Source organism: Kribbella aluminosa, assembly GCF_017876295.1.
Taxonomy (GTDB): Bacteria; Actinomycetota; Actinomycetes; order Propionibacteriales; family Kribbellaceae; genus Kribbella; species Kribbella aluminosa.
This window is the reverse complement of record NZ_JAGINT010000002.1, coordinates 2307973-2327275: the sequence shown is the minus strand read 5'-3', so window position 1 is coordinate 2327275 and position 19303 is coordinate 2307973. Positions and strand designations below refer to the sequence as shown.

The 19303-nt window shown below is 69.3% G+C and carries 23 protein-coding genes; 10 read left to right on the top strand and 13 right to left on the bottom strand.

From position 1 onward, the window contains the following. The first annotated feature begins 89 nt into the window (after window positions 1-89). Both JOF29_RS32390 and JOF29_RS32385 read left to right on the top strand, forming a co-directional pair. A complete protein-coding gene (locus JOF29_RS32390) occupies window positions 90-476 on the top strand; it encodes a hypothetical protein (protein ID WP_307863804.1) in 387 nt (128 codons plus the stop codon). Continuing rightward, the gene (locus JOF29_RS32385; RefSeq protein ID WP_209698182.1) at window positions 469-636 is read left to right on the top strand and encodes a hypothetical protein; all 168 of its coding nucleotides are present in this window, start codon (window positions 469-471) and stop codon (window positions 634-636) included. The genes JOF29_RS32390 and JOF29_RS32385 overlap by 8 nt, the downstream gene beginning before the upstream one ends. On the opposite strand, the gene JOF29_RS32380 is transcribed toward JOF29_RS32385, so the two are convergent. Next, a complete protein-coding gene (locus JOF29_RS32380; RefSeq protein ID WP_209698181.1) occupies window positions 633-1793 on the bottom strand; it encodes an MFS transporter in 1161 nt (386 codons plus the stop codon). The two genes, JOF29_RS32385 and JOF29_RS32380, sit on opposite strands and share 4 nt — an antisense overlap. 189 nt (window positions 1794-1982) lie before the next feature. Here JOF29_RS32380 and JOF29_RS32375 point away from each other — a divergent pair, with 189 nt between their 5' ends. Next, window positions 1983-3257, top strand: coding sequence for an ABC transporter substrate-binding protein (locus JOF29_RS32375; RefSeq protein ID WP_209698180.1), 1275 nt, complete (start codon window positions 1983-1985; stop codon window positions 3255-3257). Continuing rightward, entirely contained in the window at window positions 3254-3664 is a 411-nt protein-coding gene (locus JOF29_RS32370; RefSeq protein WP_209698179.1) for a cytidine deaminase family protein, read from the top strand. The genes JOF29_RS32375 and JOF29_RS32370 overlap by 4 nt, the downstream gene beginning before the upstream one ends. Here JOF29_RS32370 and JOF29_RS46135 read toward each other — a convergent pair. The 5 genes from JOF29_RS46135 to JOF29_RS32345 form a co-directional block, all read right to left on the bottom strand. Next, a complete protein-coding gene (locus JOF29_RS46135; RefSeq protein WP_209698178.1) occupies window positions 3661-3825 on the bottom strand; it encodes a helix-turn-helix domain-containing protein in 165 nt (54 codons plus the stop codon). The genes JOF29_RS32370 and JOF29_RS46135 overlap by 4 nt on opposite strands. A 90-nt stretch (window positions 3826-3915) precedes the next feature. Further along, window positions 3916-4908, bottom strand: coding sequence for a TIGR03842 family LLM class F420-dependent oxidoreductase (locus JOF29_RS32360; protein WP_209698177.1), 993 nt, complete (start codon window positions 4906-4908; stop codon window positions 3916-3918). A 12-nt stretch (window positions 4909-4920) separates the two neighbouring features. Beyond that, window positions 4921-6327: a dihydropyrimidinase gene (hydA, locus tag JOF29_RS32355; protein WP_209698176.1), complete on the bottom strand. Its 1407-nt coding sequence runs from the start codon at window positions 6325-6327 to the stop codon at window positions 4921-4923. 12 nt (window positions 6328-6339) lie between these two features. Continuing rightward, window positions 6340-7212: a nitrilase-related carbon-nitrogen hydrolase gene (locus tag JOF29_RS32350; protein ID WP_281067449.1), complete on the bottom strand. Its 873-nt coding sequence runs from the start codon at window positions 7210-7212 to the stop codon at window positions 6340-6342. Between the two features lie 167 nt (window positions 7213-7379). Then, window positions 7380-7574 carry a hypothetical protein gene (locus JOF29_RS32345; RefSeq protein WP_209698174.1) on the bottom strand — a complete coding sequence of 65 codons (195 nt, stop codon included), beginning with the start codon at window positions 7572-7574 and terminating at the stop codon, window positions 7380-7382. 141 nt (window positions 7575-7715) lie between these two features. Here JOF29_RS32345 and JOF29_RS32340 point away from each other — a divergent pair, with 141 nt between their 5' ends. After that, the gene (locus tag JOF29_RS32340; protein ID WP_209698173.1) at window positions 7716-8147 is read left to right on the top strand and encodes an SRPBCC family protein; all 432 of its coding nucleotides are present in this window, start codon (window positions 7716-7718) and stop codon (window positions 8145-8147) included. Then, window positions 8122-8664: a TetR/AcrR family transcriptional regulator gene (locus tag JOF29_RS32335; protein WP_209698172.1), complete on the top strand. Its 543-nt coding sequence runs from the start codon at window positions 8122-8124 to the stop codon at window positions 8662-8664. The genes JOF29_RS32340 and JOF29_RS32335 overlap by 26 nt, the downstream gene beginning before the upstream one ends. On the opposite strand, the gene JOF29_RS32330 is transcribed toward JOF29_RS32335, so the two are convergent. Together JOF29_RS32330 and JOF29_RS32325 are read right to left on the bottom strand one after the other, a co-directional pair. Continuing rightward, window positions 8645-9829 carry a serpin family protein gene (locus JOF29_RS32330; RefSeq protein WP_209698171.1) on the bottom strand — a complete coding sequence of 395 codons (1185 nt, stop codon included), beginning with the start codon at window positions 9827-9829 and terminating at the stop codon, window positions 8645-8647. The genes JOF29_RS32335 and JOF29_RS32330 overlap by 20 nt on opposite strands. A gap of 124 nt (window positions 9830-9953) precedes the next feature. Further along, window positions 9954-11003 carry a serpin family protein gene (locus JOF29_RS32325; protein ID WP_209698170.1) on the bottom strand — a complete coding sequence of 350 codons (1050 nt, stop codon included), beginning with the start codon at window positions 11001-11003 and terminating at the stop codon, window positions 9954-9956. A gap of 77 nt (window positions 11004-11080) precedes the next feature. Between JOF29_RS32325 and JOF29_RS32320 the strand changes: the two genes are divergently transcribed. Further along, window positions 11081-11692, top strand: coding sequence for a flavin reductase family protein (locus JOF29_RS32320; protein ID WP_209698169.1), 612 nt, complete (start codon window positions 11081-11083; stop codon window positions 11690-11692). On the opposite strand, the gene JOF29_RS32315 is transcribed toward JOF29_RS32320, so the two are convergent. Continuing rightward, window positions 11681-12577 (bottom strand): EamA family transporter, encoded by an 897-nt coding sequence (locus JOF29_RS32315; RefSeq protein WP_209698168.1) that lies wholly within the window; start codon window positions 12575-12577, stop codon window positions 11681-11683. The genes JOF29_RS32320 and JOF29_RS32315 overlap by 12 nt on opposite strands. 73 nt (window positions 12578-12650) lie before the next feature. Between JOF29_RS32315 and JOF29_RS32310 the strand changes: the two genes are divergently transcribed. Next, the gene (locus tag JOF29_RS32310; protein WP_209698167.1) at window positions 12651-13559 is read left to right on the top strand and encodes a LysR family transcriptional regulator; all 909 of its coding nucleotides are present in this window, start codon (window positions 12651-12653) and stop codon (window positions 13557-13559) included. Window positions 13560-13575: 16 nt separating this feature from the next. On the opposite strand, the gene JOF29_RS32305 is transcribed toward JOF29_RS32310, so the two are convergent. Further along, window positions 13576-14421: a helix-turn-helix transcriptional regulator gene (locus tag JOF29_RS32305; RefSeq protein WP_209698166.1), complete on the bottom strand. Its 846-nt coding sequence runs from the start codon at window positions 14419-14421 to the stop codon at window positions 13576-13578. 101 nt (window positions 14422-14522) lie between these two features. Between JOF29_RS32305 and JOF29_RS32300 the strand changes: the two genes are divergently transcribed. Next, entirely contained in the window at window positions 14523-15971 is a 1449-nt protein-coding gene (locus tag JOF29_RS32300; protein WP_209698165.1) for an MFS transporter, read from the top strand. Here the strand turns inward: JOF29_RS32300 and JOF29_RS32295 are convergent. The 3 genes from JOF29_RS32295 to JOF29_RS32285 are packed head-to-tail and all read right to left on the bottom strand — an operon-like array spanning window position 15934 to window position 18419. After that, window positions 15934-16686 carry a pentapeptide repeat-containing protein gene (locus JOF29_RS32295; RefSeq protein WP_209698164.1) on the bottom strand — a complete coding sequence of 251 codons (753 nt, stop codon included), beginning with the start codon at window positions 16684-16686 and terminating at the stop codon, window positions 15934-15936. The two genes, JOF29_RS32300 and JOF29_RS32295, sit on opposite strands and share 38 nt — an antisense overlap. After that, entirely contained in the window at window positions 16670-17791 is a 1122-nt protein-coding gene (gene prfB / locus JOF29_RS32290; protein ID WP_209698163.1) for a peptide chain release factor 2, read from the bottom strand. Before prfB ends, JOF29_RS32295 begins: the two co-directional genes overlap by 17 nt. A gap of 16 nt (window positions 17792-17807) precedes the next feature. After that, window positions 17808-18419 carry a TetR/AcrR family transcriptional regulator gene (locus tag JOF29_RS32285; RefSeq protein WP_209698162.1) on the bottom strand — a complete coding sequence of 204 codons (612 nt, stop codon included), beginning with the start codon at window positions 18417-18419 and terminating at the stop codon, window positions 17808-17810. A 70-nt stretch (window positions 18420-18489) separates the two neighbouring features. Here JOF29_RS32285 and JOF29_RS32280 point away from each other — a divergent pair, with 70 nt between their 5' ends. Next, the gene (locus tag JOF29_RS32280; RefSeq protein WP_209698161.1) at window positions 18490-19290 is read left to right on the top strand and encodes an NAD-dependent epimerase/dehydratase family protein; all 801 of its coding nucleotides are present in this window, start codon (window positions 18490-18492) and stop codon (window positions 19288-19290) included. Window positions 19291-19303: the final 13 nt, after the last annotated feature.

Here is a 19303-nt window from a genome sequence, read left to right as displayed (position 1 = left end):
TTGTCAGGCTGGCCTGTCGGTCGTCGATGGAATGCTCCTTCGTAGCATCATCGACCGGTCAAGACCATTTCATTGCATGGAATTCGGAGGTGTCCGTGATTCCTACCTGGATCTCGGTCGTCGGGGTCGTTATGACGGTGCTGTCACCGTTGCTCGCGCTCGGTGGCGTGATGCTCGGGGCCTACCTGACCCGCAAGTCCGACCGCGAGCTCGACACCTGGCGGCACCGCGAGGAGACCATGCGGATGGTGCGCTGGGCGGTCGAGCAGATCCTCGAGGGCGAGGACGCCGGGACGGACGCCGGCGTGGTCACGCTCCGCTCACTGATGCGGTCGGAGCTGTTACAGCCGGAGGACTACGACCTGGTCGCCGCACTGACCGCCGCCGTTGCGATCGACCGGGTCGGAGCGGACGCGTACGCTGATATTGCGGAAGCTGACATCGAGGTCGTCGAGGGAGACAGTGACCATGGCTGACAAGCGGACCGTGAAGGTCTCCCGCCAGGTGATCGAGTTGGCCCGCCTGCACGTCGAAGCGGCCCGCCGAGCCGGCCGCAAACCCGACGAGGCGGTGGCCCGAATCGCCAACGCCCACCCCGACAACGGCAACGACTCCCCCACCCCGGCCCCCGCCTAACTCCTCCGTCCAACGCTCAGCGCGACGACCGCGAGTAGCACACCTCCGGTGAGGAAGCCCCAGGACGGGGTGGTGTGGTCGACGAGGAGGCCGGCCAGGGCGGCGCCTCCTGCGGAGCCGACGTTGTTGGCCGTGTTGATCCAGGTGCTGGCTTCGGTGTGTTGGTGGGGTGGGGTCACCTGGTCGGCGGCCAGGTAGGAGACCACGAAGAGCGGGGCGACGGCTACGCCCGCGACGCCCAGGACCACCCCGAGCAGGATCAGGCCGGGCATGAACGAGGCTGCGATCAGGCCGGCCGCCAGTACGGCGATCAGACCGGCGAGGTGGATCGGCCAGGGGCGGGTGTGGGTACGGCGGGCCCAGAGCATGCCGCCGAGTACGCTGCCGGCCGCGATCGCCGCCTCGACGTACCCGGCCGCGCCCGGACGGCCCGCCTGCTGCGCGACGGCGGCGACACAGAGGTACGCCGTACTGATGCCCGACGCGGTCAGCATGATGACGAGCAGGATCCGGCGCAGCCCGGGGAGTACGAGCGGGCCGAGCGGATGCCGGGACGGGGCCGGCGCGGCCGTGTGGGTCGTCACCGGGCTCGTCACCATCGCCAGCGTGCCGACCAGCATCAGCGCCGCCGAGCAGCAGAGCGCGACCGGCGCCGCGAACGCGCTGATCAGTGTGCCGGCGATCAGCGGGCCGCCCAGGAACAGGCACTCCTCGGCGACGGCGTCCAGCGCGTACGCACGCTCCTTGAGCGGCAGGCCGTCGGTGAGCAGCCGCCAGTTCGAGCGCATCGACGGCCCCAACGGCGGCGCGAGCAGGCCGGTCGCCGCGACGAGCAGCAGTACGGCGGAACCCGACGTACCGGAAGTCACAAACAGGCCGGCTGACGCGCCAAGAGCGAGGAACGGGAGGACGCGGCGCTGGCTGTACCGGTCGACGAGGCGCGCCTTGTACGGCATCGACAACGAGGTCACGCCGAAGACAGCCACCGCGGCGCCGGCGACGGCGAACGACCCGGTGGACTGCCGGACCGTGATGAGCAGGGACAACGGGAGCAGACCGTACGACAGCCGGCCGAGCAGCGCAGGCACGAACGTGCGCAGCGCCGACGGCAACAGCAGGACGTCACGGTAGCTCCCGGCACGAATGGTGCCGGACACGAGAACGCTCCAGGAAAGAGACGGGAATGGGCTCAGAACCACGCACCGCGTGGGAGCCGTCTCTAGTCACGGAGGGAATGCATGCGACAACCATACCCGTTCCCAACCGCTGGAAATACCGCGTTGTTCGGCCTCCGCGGTCGTAGGGTCTACGCAGGCTGCGCGAGTGCGCTGAACGGAGGCGGCAAGATGACTGGTGGAATGACGCGGCGGCGGTTGCTCGGGATCGGTGCCGGGCTGTCGGCGATGGCGGTGGCGGGGTGCGGCTCGAACTCCGGGCGCCCGTCGTCGGGCGGTTCGAACGGGTCGAAACCGGCCCTGCAGCAGTGGTACCACCAGTACGGCGAGGCCGGTACCCAGCAGGCGGTGGAGAAGTACGCTAAGGCGTACCCGGACGCGACGGTGACGGTCCAGTGGTCGCCGGGCGACTACGAGAAGAAGGCCGCGACCGCGCTGCTCACCGACCAAGGCCCGGACGTCTTCGAGTACCCGAACGGCCCGACGATCGACATGGTCAAGGGCAAGCAGGTCGTCGAGCTGACCGACCTGCTCGGCGATGCGAAGAGCGACTTCAACTCCGCGCTCCTGGACCGGATGTCGTACCAGGGCAAGCTGTACGCGATCCCGCAGGTCATCGACATGCAGCTGCTCGTGTACCGCAAGAGCCTGCTGAGCGCGGCCGGTGTCAAGCCGCCGCAGACCGTCGACGAGCTGCTCGCTGCCGCGAAGAAGCTCACCACCGACAAGGTCAAGGGCCTGTTCGTCGGCAACGACGGCGGTGTCGGCGTGCTCGGCGGCCCGGCGCTCTGGTCGGCCGGCCTGGACTACCTGACCAAGGACAACCAGTTCGGGTTCGACGACCCGGCCGCGTTCGAGTCGCTGGCCAAGCTGCGTGAGCTCTGGACCTCGAAGGTGTTGTTGCTCGGGGCACCGACCGACTGGTCGGACCCGTCCGCGTTCACGCAGGGCCTGACCGCGATGCAGTTCACCGGCCTGTGGACGCTGCCGGTGATCGAGAAGGCGCTGCCCGGCGACTACGGCGTACTGCCGTGGCCGAAGCTGAACGCGACCACCGGCGCGCCGAGCGTCCCGGTCGGGGCGTACGGCGCCTGCGTGAACGCGAAGTCGAAGAACCTGGACGCGGCGAAGAAGTTCGTCAAGTGGCTGTGGGTCGACCAGACCGACGACCAGCTGGACTTCGCGCAGTCGTACGGCTTCCACGTACCGGCCCGGAAGAGCCTCTCGGCGAAGGCCGGGAGGCTGAAGTCCGGCCCGGCCGCCGACGCGGTCAAGCTGCTGAACGACAACGGCCACCCGCAGAACCCGATGCTCTGGTCGCCGAAGGCCAGTTCGGCGTACTCCGACGCGCTGAACAAGATCATCCGCAGCGGCGCCGACCCGGCCGCCGAGATCAAGACCGTGAAGACCGTGACGGAGGCCGAGCTGAAGCGGATCGCCGGATGACGCTCGCCCTGCAACCACTGACCGACGACGACCGCGAGCTGATCGAGCTGGCCCGCCGGACGGTCGACACGAACACCGACGGGCCGGACGGCGTCCACACGATGGGCGCCGCGGTCCGCGGGATCGACGGCCGGATGTACGCCGGTATCAACCTGTACCACTTCACCGGCGGCCCCTGTGCCGAGCTGGTCGCCCTCGGCCGGGCCCGCGCCGAGGGTGCCCGCGAACTCACCACGATCGTGGCCGTCGGCAACGAAGGCCGCGGCGTCGTCGGCCCGTGCGGCCGAGACCGCCAGGTCTTCGTCGACTACCACCCGACCATCCGCGTCATCCTGCCGTCCCCCACCGGCCCCGGCTCGGCCCTCGCCACAGACCTCCTCCCGGGCGCCTACCGCTGGACGCCTTAGACGAGGCACAGGGTGAGCGGGGGGCGAATGACGTCGATGCCAGAGACCTCACCGTGCTCGATCTTCGAGATGCGAGCCTGCGACACCTTCAGTGTCGCAGCCAGCTCGGCCTGCGTTACACCAGCCGCCTTACGCATCTCGGCGAGCTGGTGTCCGCGCACATACGTGTCCAGCCGCTCGCGAGCCGCCCGCTTGCTCTCGGCGCGCTCCGCGTCTGTACGGGGGTCGACGGCACGGGCCTTGATCGTGGCTCAGAACGCCGGAATGATGTCCTTGCCGTACGACGCCAGGGTCTGTTCCTTGGCGTCGTGCTGGAGGTAGAGGGCGAACTGGTCGACGCCGAGGTCCTTCAGGTCGGCGAGGCGGGACAGGTGGTTCTCGACCGGGCCGAGGATGCAGAAGCGGTCGACGACCTCGTCCGGAACGAAGTCGGTGTGCGTGTTGCCGGCGCGGCCGTGTTCGGTGTAGTCGTAGCCCTTCCGGCCCTCGATGTAGTCGGTCAGGGCGCGCGGTACGGCGCTCGACGTCCCGTAGCGCGCCACGATGTCGGCCACGTGGTTCCCGACCATGCCGCCGAACCAGCGGGTCTGCTCGCGCTGGTGTGCCAGGTCGTCCCCGACGTACGCCGGCGCCGCGACGCAGAACTTGATCGCCTGCGGATCGCGGCCCGCCTGCTCCGCGGCCCGGCGTACGGCGGTGATCATCCACTCCGCGATGTCCGGATCGGCGAGCTGCAGGATGTACCCGTCGCCGACCTCACCGGTCGCCTGCAGAGCCCGCGGCCCGTACGCCGCCACCCAGACGTCGAGCGCACCGTTGTCGACCCACGCGAACTTCAGCTGCTGCCCGCGGTACTCGACCGTCTCGCCGCGGGCCAGCGCGCGCACGACCTCGACGCACTGCTTCAGCTCGGCGATGGTGCCGGGCTTCGCACCGAGCGTGCGCAGCGCCGAGTCGCCGCGGCCGATCCCGCAGATCGTCCGGTTGCCGAACATCTCGTTCAGCGTGGCGAACTGGGACGCGATCACGGTCCAGTCCCGGGTCCCCGGGTTCGTCACCATCGGCCCGACGATCACCCGCCGGGTGGCCGCGAGGATCTGGCTGTAGATCACGAACGGCTCCTGCCAGAGCAGGTGCGAGTCGAACGTCCACACGTAGCCGAACCCCGCGTCCTCCGCCTGCCGGGCCAGCTGCACGACCGTGGACGCGGGCGGATCACACTGGAACACCACACCGAAGTCCACGGGCGTCTCCCCCTACATCAAGTATGACGACAGGCCGCGCTTCAGGAACTTCCCGCGTCCCTTGCGGCCATGGTAGTTGCCATCGGCCACGATCACCTCGCCGCGCGAGATCACCGTACCCACCCGGCCCTGGATCTCGACCCCTTCGTACGCCGAGTAGTCCATGTTCATGTGGTGCGTCGCGACGCCGATCCGCGTCGTACCGTTCGGGTCGTAGATCACCAGGTCCGCGTCGGAGCCGGGCTGCACGACGCCCTTCTGCGGGTACAGCCCGAACATCCGGGCCGGCGTGGTCGCGACCGTCTCCACCCAGCGCTCCAGCGACAGCTTGCCGTCCACAACCCCCTGGAAGACCAGGTCCACGCGGTGCTCGACGCCGCCGATCCCGTTCGGGATCTTGGAGAAGTCGCCGAGGCCGAGCTCCTTCTGGTCCTTCATGCAGAACGGGCAGTGATCGGTGGACACGACCGCGAGCTCGTTGTTCCGCAGGCCTTTCCACAGGTCCCGCGCGTGCGTCTCGTGCTTGCTGCGCAGCGGTGTCGAGCAGACCCACTTCGCGCCCTCGAACCCGGGCGCGCCGAGCTGATCCTCGAGGGTCAGATAGAGGTACTGCGGACAGGTCTCCGCGAACACGTTGCGGCCCTCGTGCCGCGCGGCCGCGACCTTCTCGAGCGCCTGGCTCGCGGACAGGTGCACGATGTACAGCGGGCAGTCCCGGGCGACCTCGGCGAGCGCGATCGCCCGGTTCGTCGCCTCGGCCTCGAGCGCCGCCGGGCGGGTGATGCCGTGGTGGATCGGGTCGGTCTCGCCGCGTTCGATCGCCTGCTGGACCAGTACGTCGATCGCGATCCCGTTCTCGGCGTGCATCATGATCAGCGCGCCGTTCTCCCGCGCGGTCTGCATCGCGCGCAGGATCTGCCCGTCGTCGGAGTAGAAGACGCCCGGGTAGGCCATGAACAGCTTGAAGCTCGTGATGCCCTCGTCGGCGACCAGCTGGTCCATCGCCTTCAGCGCGTCGGCGTCGACGCCGCCGAGGATCATGTGGAACGCGTAGTCGATGTGGCACTCGCCCTCGGTCTTCGCGTGCCAGGCGGCCAGCCCGTCCTGCACCACCTCACCGGTGCGCTGGATCGCGAAGTCGATGATCGTGGTGGTCCCGCCGTACGCCGCGGCCCGGGTGCCGGTGTCGAACGTGTCGCTGGCCGACGTACCGCCGAACGGCATCTCCATGTGCGTGTGCGCGTCGATCCCGCCCGGGATCACGTACTTGCCGGCGGCATCGATCACCTGGTCGGCGGTGATCGTCTGCGTGAACGAGGGGTCGAGGACAGCGACGATCTTCTCGCCGTCGACCAGCACGTCCGCCGTCCTGGTTCCGGTCGGTCCGACGACGGTTCCACCCTTGACGAGCAACAACATTCCCGGTCCCCTCTACGGTTTCGTCAGGTCTCCGTACGCATCCGGGCGGCGATCGCGGTAGAACTGCCAGCGGTCCCGGACGGTGTCCAGCAGGCCGAGGTCCAGGTCGCGGATGATCAGTTCCGGATCGTGGTCGTGGCCGACCTCGCCGACGAACTTCCCCTCCGGGTCGACGAAGTACGACGTACCGTAGAAGTCGTTGTCGCCGAACTCGGACTCGATCCCGACCCGGTTGATCGCACCGATGAAGTACTCGTTCGCGACCGCGCTCGCGGGCTGTTCCAGCTTCCACAGGTACGCCGAGAGCCCGCGGCTGGTCGCCGACGGGTTGAACACGATCTTCGCCCCGGCCAGCCCGAGCGCCCGCCAGCCCTCCGGGAAGTGCCGGTCGTAGCAGATGTACACCCCGATCCACCCGACCGCGGTGTCGAAGATCGGGTACCCGAGGTTGCCCGGCCGGAAGTAGAACTTCTCCCAGAACCCCTTCACCTGCGGAATGTGGTTCTTCCGGTACTTCCCCAGATAGGTGCCGTCGGCATCGATGACCGCAGCGGTGTTGTACAGCACCCCCGGCTGCTCCTGCTCGTACACCGGCAGCACCATCACCAGCCCGAGCTCCCGTGCGAGGGCTGCGAACCGCTCGGTGGTCGGGCCCGGGACGGACTCGGCGTACTCGTAGTACTCCGCATCCTGCTGCTGACAGAAGTACGGCCCGTAGAACAACTCCTGAAAACAGATCACCTGCGCCCCGGCCGCACCAGCCTGCCGCGCATAGTCCTCGTGCACCTTGATCATGGACTCCTTGTCACCCGTCCACGACGTCTGAACAAGCGCAGCCCTGACAACCGCCGCCACAAGAACCTCCCCAAGTAGCCGAGCCCCCATGCTCCATCCGTCCCGGGTCAGCCGTCAACGGATGCGAACAACCGGTAACCGCGCCGAATGCTTCGCGTGGTATTAGAGGGTGCGGATGCGGGGTTCGGCGGGGGTTGCCGAATCGGCCGTCGGGGTCGGTGAAGGACCCGGACGACCTCGACGTGCAGGTCGGTCAGCTACAGAACGGCGATCGCGGCGACGACGGCGATCAGGATCACCGCGGCACCGACGATGGCCAGCACCCGGCCGTTGATCTTCGGTTCGCTCTTGGGTTCGGCCTGGCCCTCGTTGACGAAGGCGCGGAACATCTGGGTGCTCGCGCCCGGGTCCTGCTCGTTCTCGACGTTCTGCGGGACGTTCTGGTCAGCCATGGCCCAAGACCCTACCCGCACCCCGGACCCCCGCCACTCACCAAGGGTCCGGTTTTACCGACTGCTCACGCTCCGTCCACCGCCGGTGGGCGGAGCTGGCGGGCGTTGGTGAGTGACACAGGTCCATGTACCATTTGGTACATGCGCTTCGATCACTCCACTACTATCCAGGCCGCCCCCGAGCGGGTCTGGGAGGTCTTCAGCGACGTCGAGCGGTGGCCCGACTGGACCCCGACCGTCGAGTCCGTCGAGCGGCTGGACGCGGGCCGGCTGCACGTCGGCGCCCGCACCCGGATCCGCCAGCCCAAGCTCCCGGTCGCGGTCTGGGAGGTGACCGCGTTCGAGGAGGGGCAGTACTTCGAGTGGGTCTCCAAGGCCCCCGGGATCAGGACCACCGGCGGCCACCGCGTGATCAGCACGCCGGAAGGTACGGTCGCGACCGCGACGATCGTCCAGGAAGGTCCGCTCGGCTGGCTGTTCGGGAAGCTGTACGCCGGACTCACCAAGAGCTACGTCACCACCGAGACCCAGAAGCTGAAGGAAGTCAGTGAGTCGCTCGACGCTGCTGGATGACGCGGTCGAGCACTTCGCGCAGAACGGGATCGGGGACGCGAGCCTGCGCACCATCGCGTCCTCGATCGGTACCAGTCACCGGATGCTGATCTACCACTTCGGCTCCCGCGAGGGTCTGCTGGCCGAAGTGGTCCGGATCGTCGAGCAGCAGCAGCGTGACCTGCTCGCCGACCTGTCGGACCTGCCGATCGAGGAGCAGGCCGAGCAGTTCTGGCGCCGGGTGACCGAGGCGACGCTCGTCTACGGGCCGCTGTTCTTCGAGCTCAGCGCGCACGCGATGCAGGATCTCCCGCACACCGAGTCGCTCAAGGCCGACCTGATCGACGTCTGGCTACCGCCACTCACCGACCTGTGTGTCCGCGTCGGCATCCCCACCGACCAGGCACCGGCGTACGCGCGGCTCGGTCTGGCGGCGTCCCGCGGCCTGCTGTTCGACCTGTTGCTGACCGGTGACCGCGCGGCCGTCGACGAGGCGTCCGCGCTGCTCAACCGGCTGTTCACGCTCCAGGTTCGGTAGGTACCTCGACCCGGCCGGCGACGATCGGCAGCCGCGAGTCCCGCAGTACGGCGACGAACGCGAACGGCCGGTCGAACGCGACCTCCAGGCGCCGCTGCTTGCTGGTCACCATCGCGGCCCGCGTCATCGCCATCGCGGTCACCGCCGCCGCCTCGAACCCGGACGCGAAGAACCGGGCGAGCACCCGCTGCTTGGCCTGGTCGATCCGCAGCGGCGTCGGACTGAGCGCGCTGAAGTGCCCGTGCGCTCCCGGATCCGACGACACCGTCGTCAGCCCGAACAACTCCCGCGACTCCATCAGGTCGTGCTCGACGTCGATGCTGAACGCCGGCAACGACACCTGCAGCTGCGGCCGCGGCGCGGTCGTCTCCCCGATCCGCACTCCCGGCGCGACCTCCGCACCCACCTCACCCTGCTGGATCAACGCGGCTCCGTCCAAGCCGTCGTCCAGGCCCGCCGCGGCATCCAGCAGACCTGCGAGTACGTCGGCCTGGTCCGTCTGCGGCTGCCCGATCCCGAGCAGTACGTCGACATCGGCGTCGCCGGCAACCGTGACGACGGTGAGCCAGGCCGCGGACGGATGCTCGTACCGGCGGATGCTGTCGAGGTCCGCCGTCGAGCGCTCGAGCCAGCGCCACGAGCCGGCCCACGGACCGTCCGGCACCCGGCGGGTGTGCTCCTCGAACGGGCGGACCCACTTCGTCCGCAGCAGGATCGCCGACGCCAGCAGGAGCTCGATGCCGCCGTTCAGATCGACCGGCATCTCACGGATCAGGTCGTCGGTGTGGTCGGCCGCCCAGGCGTCCAGCTTCTGCCGGTCGACGGCGGGGTTGCCGGTCAGCATGCCGACCAGCGGCGCGGGCACCACGCTGTCGAAGGTCTCCGCGAGCTTGAGCTGCTCGTCCACCCACACGCCCAGCGCCGCGTGCAGATCAGCGGACCCCTCGATCGCCTCGATCAGCCGGATCGCAGCGGTCGCGCCGCCGGACGGGTCCACCCCGGCCGCCGCGGCGAGCTCCGTGCGCCCCGGCTCGTCCGCACCGCTCGCGAGCAGTGCTAGCAACGGCCAGACCCCGAGCCCGGCCACCACGGTGTTCTCCGCGGGCAGCGCCCGCGCCCAGCGGCTGGTCAGTTCGTTGACTGCACGCACCACATCGGCATCCATGCTCTCCACCCTGCCACGTCCGGATGCCCAGGCCATCACAATCGGCCGGTCACTGCGGTCGGTACGCCCGGCGGTCGGCCGAAGCCGCGATTGTGATGGCCTGGCGATCCGCACCTGCCGATCCCTACGAGTAGTTCACCCAGCCCGCGACCACCGGCACCCCGGTCGGGCGATGGACGGCGACGAACCCGAACGGCCGGTCGAGCTGCACCCGCAGCGCCTTCGCCTCGGGAAGTGGACCGCGCGACAACGCCATCCCCACCGCGGTGACCGCGGCCGCCTCGAAGCCGGTCGCCGTGAACCGAGCCATCACGGCCTGCCGCGCCTGGTCGATCGCGAGTGGCGTCGGGCTCAGGCCGGGAAAGTGCCCTCGCCTGTTGTCCGATGCGGCCGTGAGCCCGAAGACGTCCTTGTGCTGGAGCAGATCGTGCTCCGCCTGAATCTCGAAGTACGGCAGGGAGAGTACGACGCTCGGACGCACGGACTCGACCAGCTCCACACCGGGCGCGGACCGCTCCGCCGCCAGCACGTCCGTCCCGCTCATCCCGTCCCCGTCAAGCGCCAGCGCCGCCGACAGCACGGCCGCTCGCCCGCCGTCACCGACCACGAGCCGTACGTCGATCTCACCGGTGCCCCGGACCGTCACCACGGTCAACGGACCCGCGGCGCCTTCGTACACCTGCAAGCTGTCGAGGTCGCGGTCGGTCCGGTCCAGCCACCGGCGAACACCCCACCGGTGCTCGTTGAACGGCAGCTCCCACTCGGTCTTCAGCACCAGCGCCGACGCCAGGACCACGAGTACGTCGAGCGTCAGGTCGATCGGCATCCGCTGCAGCAGCCCGTCCGTGTGCTCGACCACCCACGCGTCCAGCGCGTCCTGATCGGTCAACAGGCCGCGGACCTCCGGCGGCAGGAACCGATCAACACCCGGTTGCAGCTCGAGCCACGGGCGCGTCCACAGCCCCAGCGCCATCCGCAACTCGGGCGCCTGCAGCAGACCGCCGTACCGTTCCCCGGCCGCCTCGGCCAACTCCGTGTGGGCGGGCTCGTCGGCGAGCTCGGCCAGGATCGCGAGCAGCGGCTGTACGCCGAGCCCGGACACGACGGTGCTCTCCTCGCCGGGCAGCGCGGCGATCCATCGTGCGGTCAGGCGCCCGACCTGTTCGGCGTCCACTCACACATCATCGCGCATCCACGTTCAACCCGCATGAAGCGAACTGTCCAGCCCAAGCGTCCCGTGCGCGGTGTCGCTTGGTCCTGTACTTCGGTACGCCGGTCGTCCTGATCAGCTCCCGGAACCCCGACGGCAGCACGAACCTCGCCCCGATGTCGTCCGCGTGGTGGCTCGGGTACACCGCGATGCTCGGCATGGGGACCAGCGCCCAGACCGTCAAGAACCTCGCCGCCCGGCCGGAGATCGTGCTGAACCTGGTCGATCCGGACATGGTCGCGGCGCTCGACCGGATCGCGCTGCTGACCGGGTCGGAGGAGATGTCCGAGGCGAAGCGCGGCCGCGGGTACCGGTACGAGCCGGACAAGTTCGCGGCCGGCGGGCTGACCCGCGAGGCGACCGGGATCGGCCTGGACGGTGTCGCCGAGAGCCCGATCAACCTCGAAGGACGGATCACGGCGATCCACGAGATCGGTGGCCCGGACTCGCACCTGTGCGCGCTGGAGATGCAGGTCGAGCAGGTCCGGGTTCGCGAGGAGCTGCTGATGAGCAACGACCGCTACATCGACCCGTTGCGCTGGGACCCGCTGATCATGAAGTTCACCGAGTACTTCGCGGGCGGGGCGCCGGCGTATCCGTCGTCGCTCGCCCGCGGCTGGGAAATGCCGCCCATGGTCCTGTCAGGCAGTTGACACGAGTTCGCCGGACTCCGCCTTCCGCGGGGTCCGGCGGCGGACGATCGTGCACGCCATCCCGCCGATCACCAGCACGGACGCGATCGCCTGCTGCGGCCCGACCGCCTCGCCGCGCAGTACCCAGGCCGCGGACATCCCGACGACCGGCACCAGCAGCGAGAACGGCGCGACCGTGCTCGCGTCGTACTGGCGCAGCAGGTAACCCCAGACGCCGAACCCGAACAGCGTCGCCGCGAACGAGAGGTACGCGATCGCGCCGATCCCGCTCAGCCGGATCCCCTGGAGTGCGTCGATGTCGGCGCGAGGTCCTTCGGTGAGGAGCGAGAGCAGCAGCAGCGGTACGACGGCCACCGCGCTGACCCACACCATGAAGCGCAGCGTGTCCGGCGGCTTCGCGTACCGGGTGATGGTGTTCGACACGCCCCAGAATCCGCCGGCGACGATCACCAGTGTGAGCGCACCGAGCGGCGCGGACAGTTGCTGGTCGAGCACGATCAGCGCGATCCCGACGCAGGCGATCACGATACCGGCGAGCTGCGCCGGCCGCGGGCGTTCCCGCAGTACGGCGATCGCGAACAGCACCGTGAAGATCACCTGGCTCTGCAGGACCAGCGACGACAGGCCGGCCGGTACGCCGTGGTCCATCGCGATGAACAGCAGCCCGAACTTCGCGACCCCGAGCGCGAGCCCGACGCCGACGACGTACCGCCACGGGACGCGCGGTTTGCCGAGCACGAAGATCGCCGGGACGGCCGCGAAGAAGAACCGCAGCGCGGACAGCAGCAGCGGCGGAATGCCCTCCAGGCCGACGTCGATGACGACGAAGTTGATGCCCCAGACAACCACGACGGCGAGTGCGAGGAGCAGGTCACGAGGCTTCATACGGTCCAGTGTCGGCGGGGATATACTTAAGCACCAGCACTGATTGCTACCGCTATCGATGTAGGAGTGCTACATGATCGATCTCGGCCGGTTGCGCGCGCTCCACGCCGTGGCGCAGTACGGATCGGTCAATCGCGCGGCCGAGGTGCTCGGGTACACGCCGTCCGCCGTGTCGCAGCAGCTCGCGAAGCTGGAGCGCGAGACGCGCACGACGCTGGTCGAGCGGCAAGGACGCGGGATCGTCCTGACAGACGCAGCGCGGCAGTTGGCGGCGACCGGGGCGCGCATCCTGGAGCTGGTCGAGGACGCCGAGCTGACACTGGAAGAGCAGCGCGGGCAGGCGATCGGCACGCTCGGTATCGCCGCGTTCCCGACCGCGGCGCGCGGGTTGCTCCCGCCGGCGCTGGCGCGGTTGATCGACGACCACCCCACGCTCGACGTACGGCTGACCGAGACGGACCCGTTCGAGGCGGTGGCCGCGGTGCATCGAGGCGAGCTCGACATCGCGATCGTCCACGACTGGCACAACACCCCGCTCGGCCTGCCCGAGGGGCTGTCCCGCGTGAAGCTCGGCGCCGACCCGGCCGACGTCCTGGTGCCCGCGACGCATCGCCTTGCCGGCAAGGCGTTCGTCCGCGCGGAGGACCTGGTCGGCGAGCGCTGGATCTGCCAGCCGGCCGGCTCGATCTGCCACGAGTGGCTGATCCGGACGATGCGTCGCGCGGGCGTCGAGCCGGAGGTCGCGTACTCGGTCGCGGAGTACCAGACCCAGCTCGCGATGCTCGCCCGCGGGATCGGCATCGGCCTGCTCCCCCGCCTCGGCCGCGGCCCGGTCCCGGACGGCGTAATCGTCGTACCGCTGCAACCCGCACCGACCCGCCGGCTGTACGCCGTCTGGCGGACGACCACGTCCCGCCGCCCCGCGATCACGGTCGCCCTCGGCACCCTGAAAGCCGCCTGGCCCGACCGCGACACGGCGTGAACCTCCTCGGCCCCGGTCAGCTGACACAGACGATCCGCCGCAGCTTGTCCTCGGTCTCGTCGTCGAACGCCGTGTAGACGGTCGCCCGCAGTGGCCCGAGCTGCGACAGCCACAGGTTCACCGGATCGATCCGGAGCAGCCCGAAGCCCTCGACCTCCAGCGTCTTCATCCGGGTGCTCGGCGCCGCCACGTCGTACCGCTCCCACAGCTCCGCGAAGTACGGCGAACTGCTCAGCAGTCCTTCGATCAGGTCCTGCCAGAGGGCCTCGCCGACGTGCTCTGCGGACGCGGAGCGGAACGACGCGACCATGTGGTGCTTGGTCGTCTCGGCGTCGACGAAGCTGCACTTCCACGCGTCCGACACGAAGTTCAGCCAGAGCATGTTCCGCTCCTCGACCGGCACCTGGTCGAGGTCGATGACCACCCGGCAGTAGGCCTCGTTGAACGCGAGGATGTCGTACCGCTCGTTCAGTACCACCGCCGGGTACGGCGAGACCGCATCGAGGGTCTTCCGTACCGACGGGGGCAAGGCCGAGCACGCGCCCTGCGTAGGCCCGAACTGCAGGCCGGCCAAGCGGTACAGGTGGTTACGCTCCTGCCGGTCGAACCGCAGCGCCGTCGCGATCGCGTCCAGCACCTGTGCGGACACGTTGATGTCCCGGCCCTGCTCCAGCCAGGTGTACCAGGTGACACCGACGCCGGCGACCAGCGCGACCTCCTCGCGCCGCAGTCCCGGCGTACGGCGGCGGCCGCCCGGCGCGAAGCCGACCTCGTCCGGCCGGATACGCTCCCGGCGGCTGCGCAGGAACACCCCGAGCTCGCGGCGCTGGGCCGTTGCCGTTGTGTCGGTGATGGCTGTCATGCTTCCATCATGGACATCCGCCGAGCCGGGTGCCAGGTGCTGCGAGTAATAGGATAACCAGGCTCTCACCACCAGGCTCTGGGTTGGCTCAGGCTGGACGTATGACAGACCAGCTCCAAGCCGCCACCACCGGTGTCCCCGCCCGGCCGCTGGCCGCTGCGGTGCCGCTGAAGCCGGTGGCGCTCACGACTCTGATCTTCGGCGCCTTCCTGCCGATGCTCTCCTTCTTCGTCATCAACGTCGCCCTGCCCGCGATCGGCTCCGACCTGCGGGCGACCTCCGGCGAGCTCCAGCTGGTGGTCGGCAGCTACGGCATCGCCGTCGCCACCCTGCTCGTGGTCGGCGGTCGCCTCGGCGACACGTTCGGCCGCAAACGCCTGTTCCTGATCGGCCTGATCGGCTTCACCGTGATGTCGCTGATCTGCGCCATCGCCCCGAGCATCGGCGTGCTGCTGGTCGCCCGGGTCGTCCAGGGCGCTGCCGGCGCTGCCGTCACCCCACAGGTGCTGGCAACGATCACCAGCGTGCTCACGGGCGAGCACCGCGCCCGGGCCATGGCACTGTACGGCGTGGCCGGTGGCGCGGCGGCGGCGTTCGGTCAGATTCTCGGCGGCGTACTGGTCGAGGCCAACGTGTTCGACCTCGGCTGGCGGGCAGTGTTCCTCGTCAACGTGCCGGTCGGCGCCGTGGGCGTGGCTGCTGCGATCCGGCTGGTCCCGGAGACCAAGGCCGACAAGGCACAGCGCGTCGACCTCGTTGGAGCCGCACTGCTCGCGGTGACTCTGGTGCTCCTGCTGCTGCCACTCACCGAGGGCAGGCCGCTCGGCTGGCCGCTCTGGACCTGGCTCTGCCTCGCAGCGACGATACCGGCCGTACTGACGCTCGGCGCACACCAGCACCGGTCCGAACGGTCCGGTCGGTCTCCCCTGATCCCCCCGACAGTGCTGCGGTTGCGGGCGATGCGCACCGGTCTGCTGCTGGCAGTTGCGTTCTTCACCACGTTCGGCGGCTTCATGTTCGTGTTCGCACTCGCTACGCAGGGCGAAGCGCACATGTCCCCACTGGAAGGCGGTCTGAGCCTGCTACCGATGGCTGTCGGTTTCCTGATCACCTCGATCTACGGCCCACGCCTGCAGGTGCGGTACGGCGCCGGCCTCATCGTGCGCGGCTGGATCATCCAGGGCGTCGGGTACGCCGTACTCGCGGTCGTCGCGCTCACTCTGTGGCCGGACGTGAACCCGTTGAAGCTCGCCGTACCGATGCTGATCGCGGGCTTCGGCTCCGGCTTGGTCATGGTCCCGCTGATGGGTGTGGTGCTCGGTCAGGTCCCACCAGCTCAAGCAGGCATGGGTAGCGGCATCCTGCTCACCACACAGCAGACCTGCCTGGCCCTGGGAGCCGCCACGGTCGGTACGGCGTACCTGTCGATGGCCGGCACCAGCTGGGGCCAGGGCGGCGCACTGGCGGCGGTAGCGCTGACGATCACGGTCATCTCGTTGCTGATGACCCCAGTCACGCACCAGCTGCGGTCCAGTGGGAAGGGCGCGTAAGAGCGTTCGGGAGCTTCGTTGACTGGTCGCCGCGCGCGGCGTTGACCTGAGACTGGGTGAGGAACAGCGCACCCGTCAGGTCGGCGCCGCGCAGGTCCGCGTCCCGGAGATCTGCGCCGATCAGGTCCGCCTGCCGCAGGTCGGCCTCGCGGAGGTCGGCGCCGATCAGGTAGGCGCCGCGGAGGTTCGCCTTCGACAGCTCCGCCTGCCGCAGGCGCGCGCCGATCAGGTCCGCGCCGCGGCGTTCCTTCTTCTTCGGCTGCTTGCCCCGGACGGCCCGGCTGGTCTCCAGCAGCAGCTCGTTGACGACGGCCCGCTCGGCCGCCACGTCGACGTCCGCGAGGTTCGGCGTACGGCTGACGCTCTCGACGCGGTCGATCGCCGGTTGCACGTTCGCGTTGTACTCAAGGGCTTCCGTCAGGTACCAGAGCAGCTCGTGCAGCTGGCGCAGGATCGGGAGCGCGGCGAACATCTCCGGCCCGCGCTTCGAGAGCTCCTGGCCGGCGCCGAAGCAGTCGTACACGGTGCACCCCGGGAAGCCTTCGTCGCGCAGCCGGCTGTGGATCGTGCAGCGGTGGTCGTCGCTCAGGTTCGGGCACGCCTCGCCGGCGGGCTTGTCGATCGCGAAGTCCGCCGACCTCGCGAACGTCAGCACGACGCAGCAGAGGCCGAAGCAGCTACCGCAGTCGGCCCGCAGATCAGTTGTGGTCGGCAACCGTCTGGCCGGTCCGGCGCCAGCGGACGCCGGCCTCGATGAACTCGTCGATCTCGCCGTCGAAGACACCGGACGTGTTGCCGGACTCGTACTGCGTCCGCAGGTCCTTGACCATCTGGTACGGGTGCAGGACGTACGAGCGCATCTGGTCGCCCCACGAGCCGGCCACGTCACCGCGCAGCGCGTCGATCTGGGCCCGCTCCTCGGCCTTCTTCAGCGCGAGCAGCTTGGCTTTCATGATGACCATCGCACTGGCCTTGTTCTGCAGCTGGGACTTCTCGTTCTGGCAGGAGACCACGGTGCCGGTCGGGAGGTGTGTGATCCGGACCGCGGAGTCGGTCGTGTTGACGCTCTGCCCGCCCGGACCGGACGACCGGTACACGTCGATCCGTAGCTCCTCTTCCGGTACGTCGATCTCGTCGGTCTGCTCGAGCACCGGGACCACCTCGACGGCCGCGAACGACGTCTGCCGGCGGCCCTGGTTGTCGAACGGCGAGATCCGCACCAGCCGGTGGGTTCCCGATTCAACCGACAGCGTGCCGTACGCGTACGGTGCCTTCACCCCGAACGTCGTCGACTTGAGGCCGGCCTCTTCGGCGTACGACGTGTCGTAGACCTCGGTCGGGTACCCGTGCCGCTCGGCCCAGCGCAGGTACATCCGCTGCAGCATCTCGGCGAAGTCCGCGGCGTCCACACCGCCCGCGCCGGAACGGATCGTCACCAACGCCTCACGCTCGTCGTACTCGCCGGACAGCAGCGTGCGGACCTCGAGCGACTGGATCAACTTGCTCAGCGAGCTGAGCTCCTTCTCCGCCTCGGCCAGGGTGTCCGCGTCGTTCTCCTCGCGGCCCATCTGCACCAGCACGCCGAGGTCGTCGACGCGGCCGCGCAATGCGGTCACCCGCTCCACGTCGGCCTGCAGGCTGGACAGTCGCGACGTCACCTTCTGCGCGTTCGCCTGGTCGTCCCAGAGGTCGGGCGCAGCGACCTGCTCGCCGAGCTCGTCGATCTCCTTGCGCAACGCAGGGAGATCGAGCACTTTCTCGATCGAGGTCATCGTCGCGTCGAGCTGCTTGAGCTCCGCGTCAAAATCCAGTCCAGCCACAACCTAGGAGCTTAGCTCAGCCGAGACCGCGACGGAGAACGGCGAAGACTTCGGTGACCGCGGCCTCGAGTTCGCGCTGTGCCTGCTCGAGCTCCGCGGGTGACGCGTCGTCGGGCAGGACGGCCATCAGCTTCTCCTCGAGCACCTTCTGCGCGGCGGCGTACAGGGCCGCGGTCAGCCGGTTGCGGAGGTGGTCCGGCGTCCGTTCGTCGAGCGCCTCGGTGAGCGATCTCTCCAGCTCCTCGGCGGTGAGACGACGCCTCGCGAGCAGCGCGGGACTGCCCTCGATCGTCCGCACGAACTGCTTCCAGGTGGCCAGATGCCCGACCTTCAGCCGCTCCCGCGTCTCCTGCACGTACTGCGTTTCCAGGACGCTGACCGGATCCGCGTCCGCCGGCGCCTCGCGGACCGCCCGCGCAGGTCCGGTCCACCACCCTTTTTCGTCGAAGAACAGGTCCTCCTTGGCCGGGAAGTGGTTGAAGACGGTCTGTACGGCGACGTCCGCGGCCCGCGCCACCTCGGCCACCGTCACCGCGTCGAAGCCGCGCTCGAGGAACAGACCGGTGGCCACGTCCGAGATGGCCTGCCGTGTCTGCTGCTTCTTGCGTTCCCGCCGCCCGAGCTCCATTGCGCTCACTGTAGTGGATCTGTTTTACTGAATCCATTCTTGTAGTCACTACATCTTTGGAGCACATCCAATGACGATTCTCGTCACCGGCGGCCGCGGCGCGATCGCCCGCGCCGTCGCTGCCCTGCTCACCGAGGCCGGACAGGACGTCCGCGTCGCCAGCCGCGAGCCCGACGCCGTCCCGTCGGCCGTCGCGTACGACGCCGCCGACCCGGCGCCCGCCCTGCGCGGCATCAGCCAGGTCTTCCTGTACTCCGACCCGTCGACGGCGCCCGCCTTCGCCGCCGCGGCCGAAGCCGCCGGCGTCAAACAGGTCGTCCTGCTCTCGTCGCTGTCGTCGCTCGGCGGCCCCGCGGACCCGCACGCGAAGACCGAGCAGGTGATCGCCGCCGGTTCGTACGCGACCACTCGCCTGCAGCCCGGCGCGTTCATGAGCAATGCCAAGTACTGGGCGCACCAGGTCCGCGCGACCGGCCAGATCCGGCTGCCGTACCTGGACGCCGAGGAGGCCCCGATCCACGAGCGCGACATCGCCGACGCCGCGGTCCGGGTGCTGCTCGACGGCCCGGGCAACGCCCACGACGGCCGCGGCTACCCGATGACCGGACCGGAGTCGATGACCCGACGGCACCAGATCGAGCTCATCACGTCGGTCACCGGCGTACCGATCGAGCCCGTCGACCTCACCCCGGACCAGGCCCGCGCCGAGCTGCAGCTGCGCGACGAAGGCCAACGCGAAACCCTCCTGGCCTACTGGGCCTCCCGCGTCGGCACCCCAGCCACCATCGAGCCCGCCGTCGAGTTCCTCACCGGCCACACCGCCCGCTCGTTCTCCACTTGGCTGACAGACAACCCGGGCCTGTTCACCTGACCCGGCTGGTGGG

Coding starts and splice junctions, on each gene's coding strand:
- JOF29_RS32385 (WP_209698182.1), top strand. CDS start 469: ATGGCTGACAAGCGGACCGTGAAGGTCTCCCGCCAGGTGATCGAGTTG.
- JOF29_RS32375 (WP_209698180.1), top strand. CDS start 1,983: ATGACTGGTGGAATGACGCGGCGGCGGTTGCTCGGGATCGGTGCCGGG.
- JOF29_RS32370 (WP_209698179.1), top strand. CDS start 3,254: ATGACGCTCGCCCTGCAACCACTGACCGACGACGACCGCGAGCTGATC.
- hydA (WP_209698176.1), bottom strand. CDS start 6,327: ATGTTGTTGCTCGTCAAGGGTGGAACCGTCGTCGGACCGACCGGAACC.
- JOF29_RS32350 (WP_281067449.1), bottom strand. CDS start 7,212: ATGGGGGCTCGGCTACTTGGGGAGGTTCTTGTGGCGGCGGTTGTCAGG.
- JOF29_RS32345 (WP_209698174.1), bottom strand. CDS start 7,574: ATGGCTGACCAGAACGTCCCGCAGAACGTCGAGAACGAGCAGGACCCG.
- JOF29_RS32340 (WP_209698173.1), top strand. CDS start 7,716: ATGCGCTTCGATCACTCCACTACTATCCAGGCCGCCCCCGAGCGGGTC.
- JOF29_RS32330 (WP_209698171.1), bottom strand. CDS start 9,829: ATGGATGCCGATGTGGTGCGTGCAGTCAACGAACTGACCAGCCGCTGG.
- JOF29_RS32315 (WP_209698168.1), bottom strand. CDS start 12,577: ATGAAGCCTCGTGACCTGCTCCTCGCACTCGCCGTCGTGGTTGTCTGG.
- JOF29_RS32310 (WP_209698167.1), top strand. CDS start 12,651: ATGATCGATCTCGGCCGGTTGCGCGCGCTCCACGCCGTGGCGCAGTAC.
- JOF29_RS32305 (WP_209698166.1), bottom strand. CDS start 14,421: ATGACAGCCATCACCGACACAACGGCAACGGCCCAGCGCCGCGAGCTC.
- JOF29_RS32300 (WP_209698165.1), top strand. CDS start 14,523: ATGACAGACCAGCTCCAAGCCGCCACCACCGGTGTCCCCGCCCGGCCG.
- JOF29_RS32285 (WP_209698162.1), bottom strand. CDS start 18,419: ATGGAGCTCGGGCGGCGGGAACGCAAGAAGCAGCAGACACGGCAGGCC.
- JOF29_RS32280 (WP_209698161.1), top strand. CDS start 18,490: ATGACGATTCTCGTCACCGGCGGCCGCGGCGCGATCGCCCGCGCCGTC.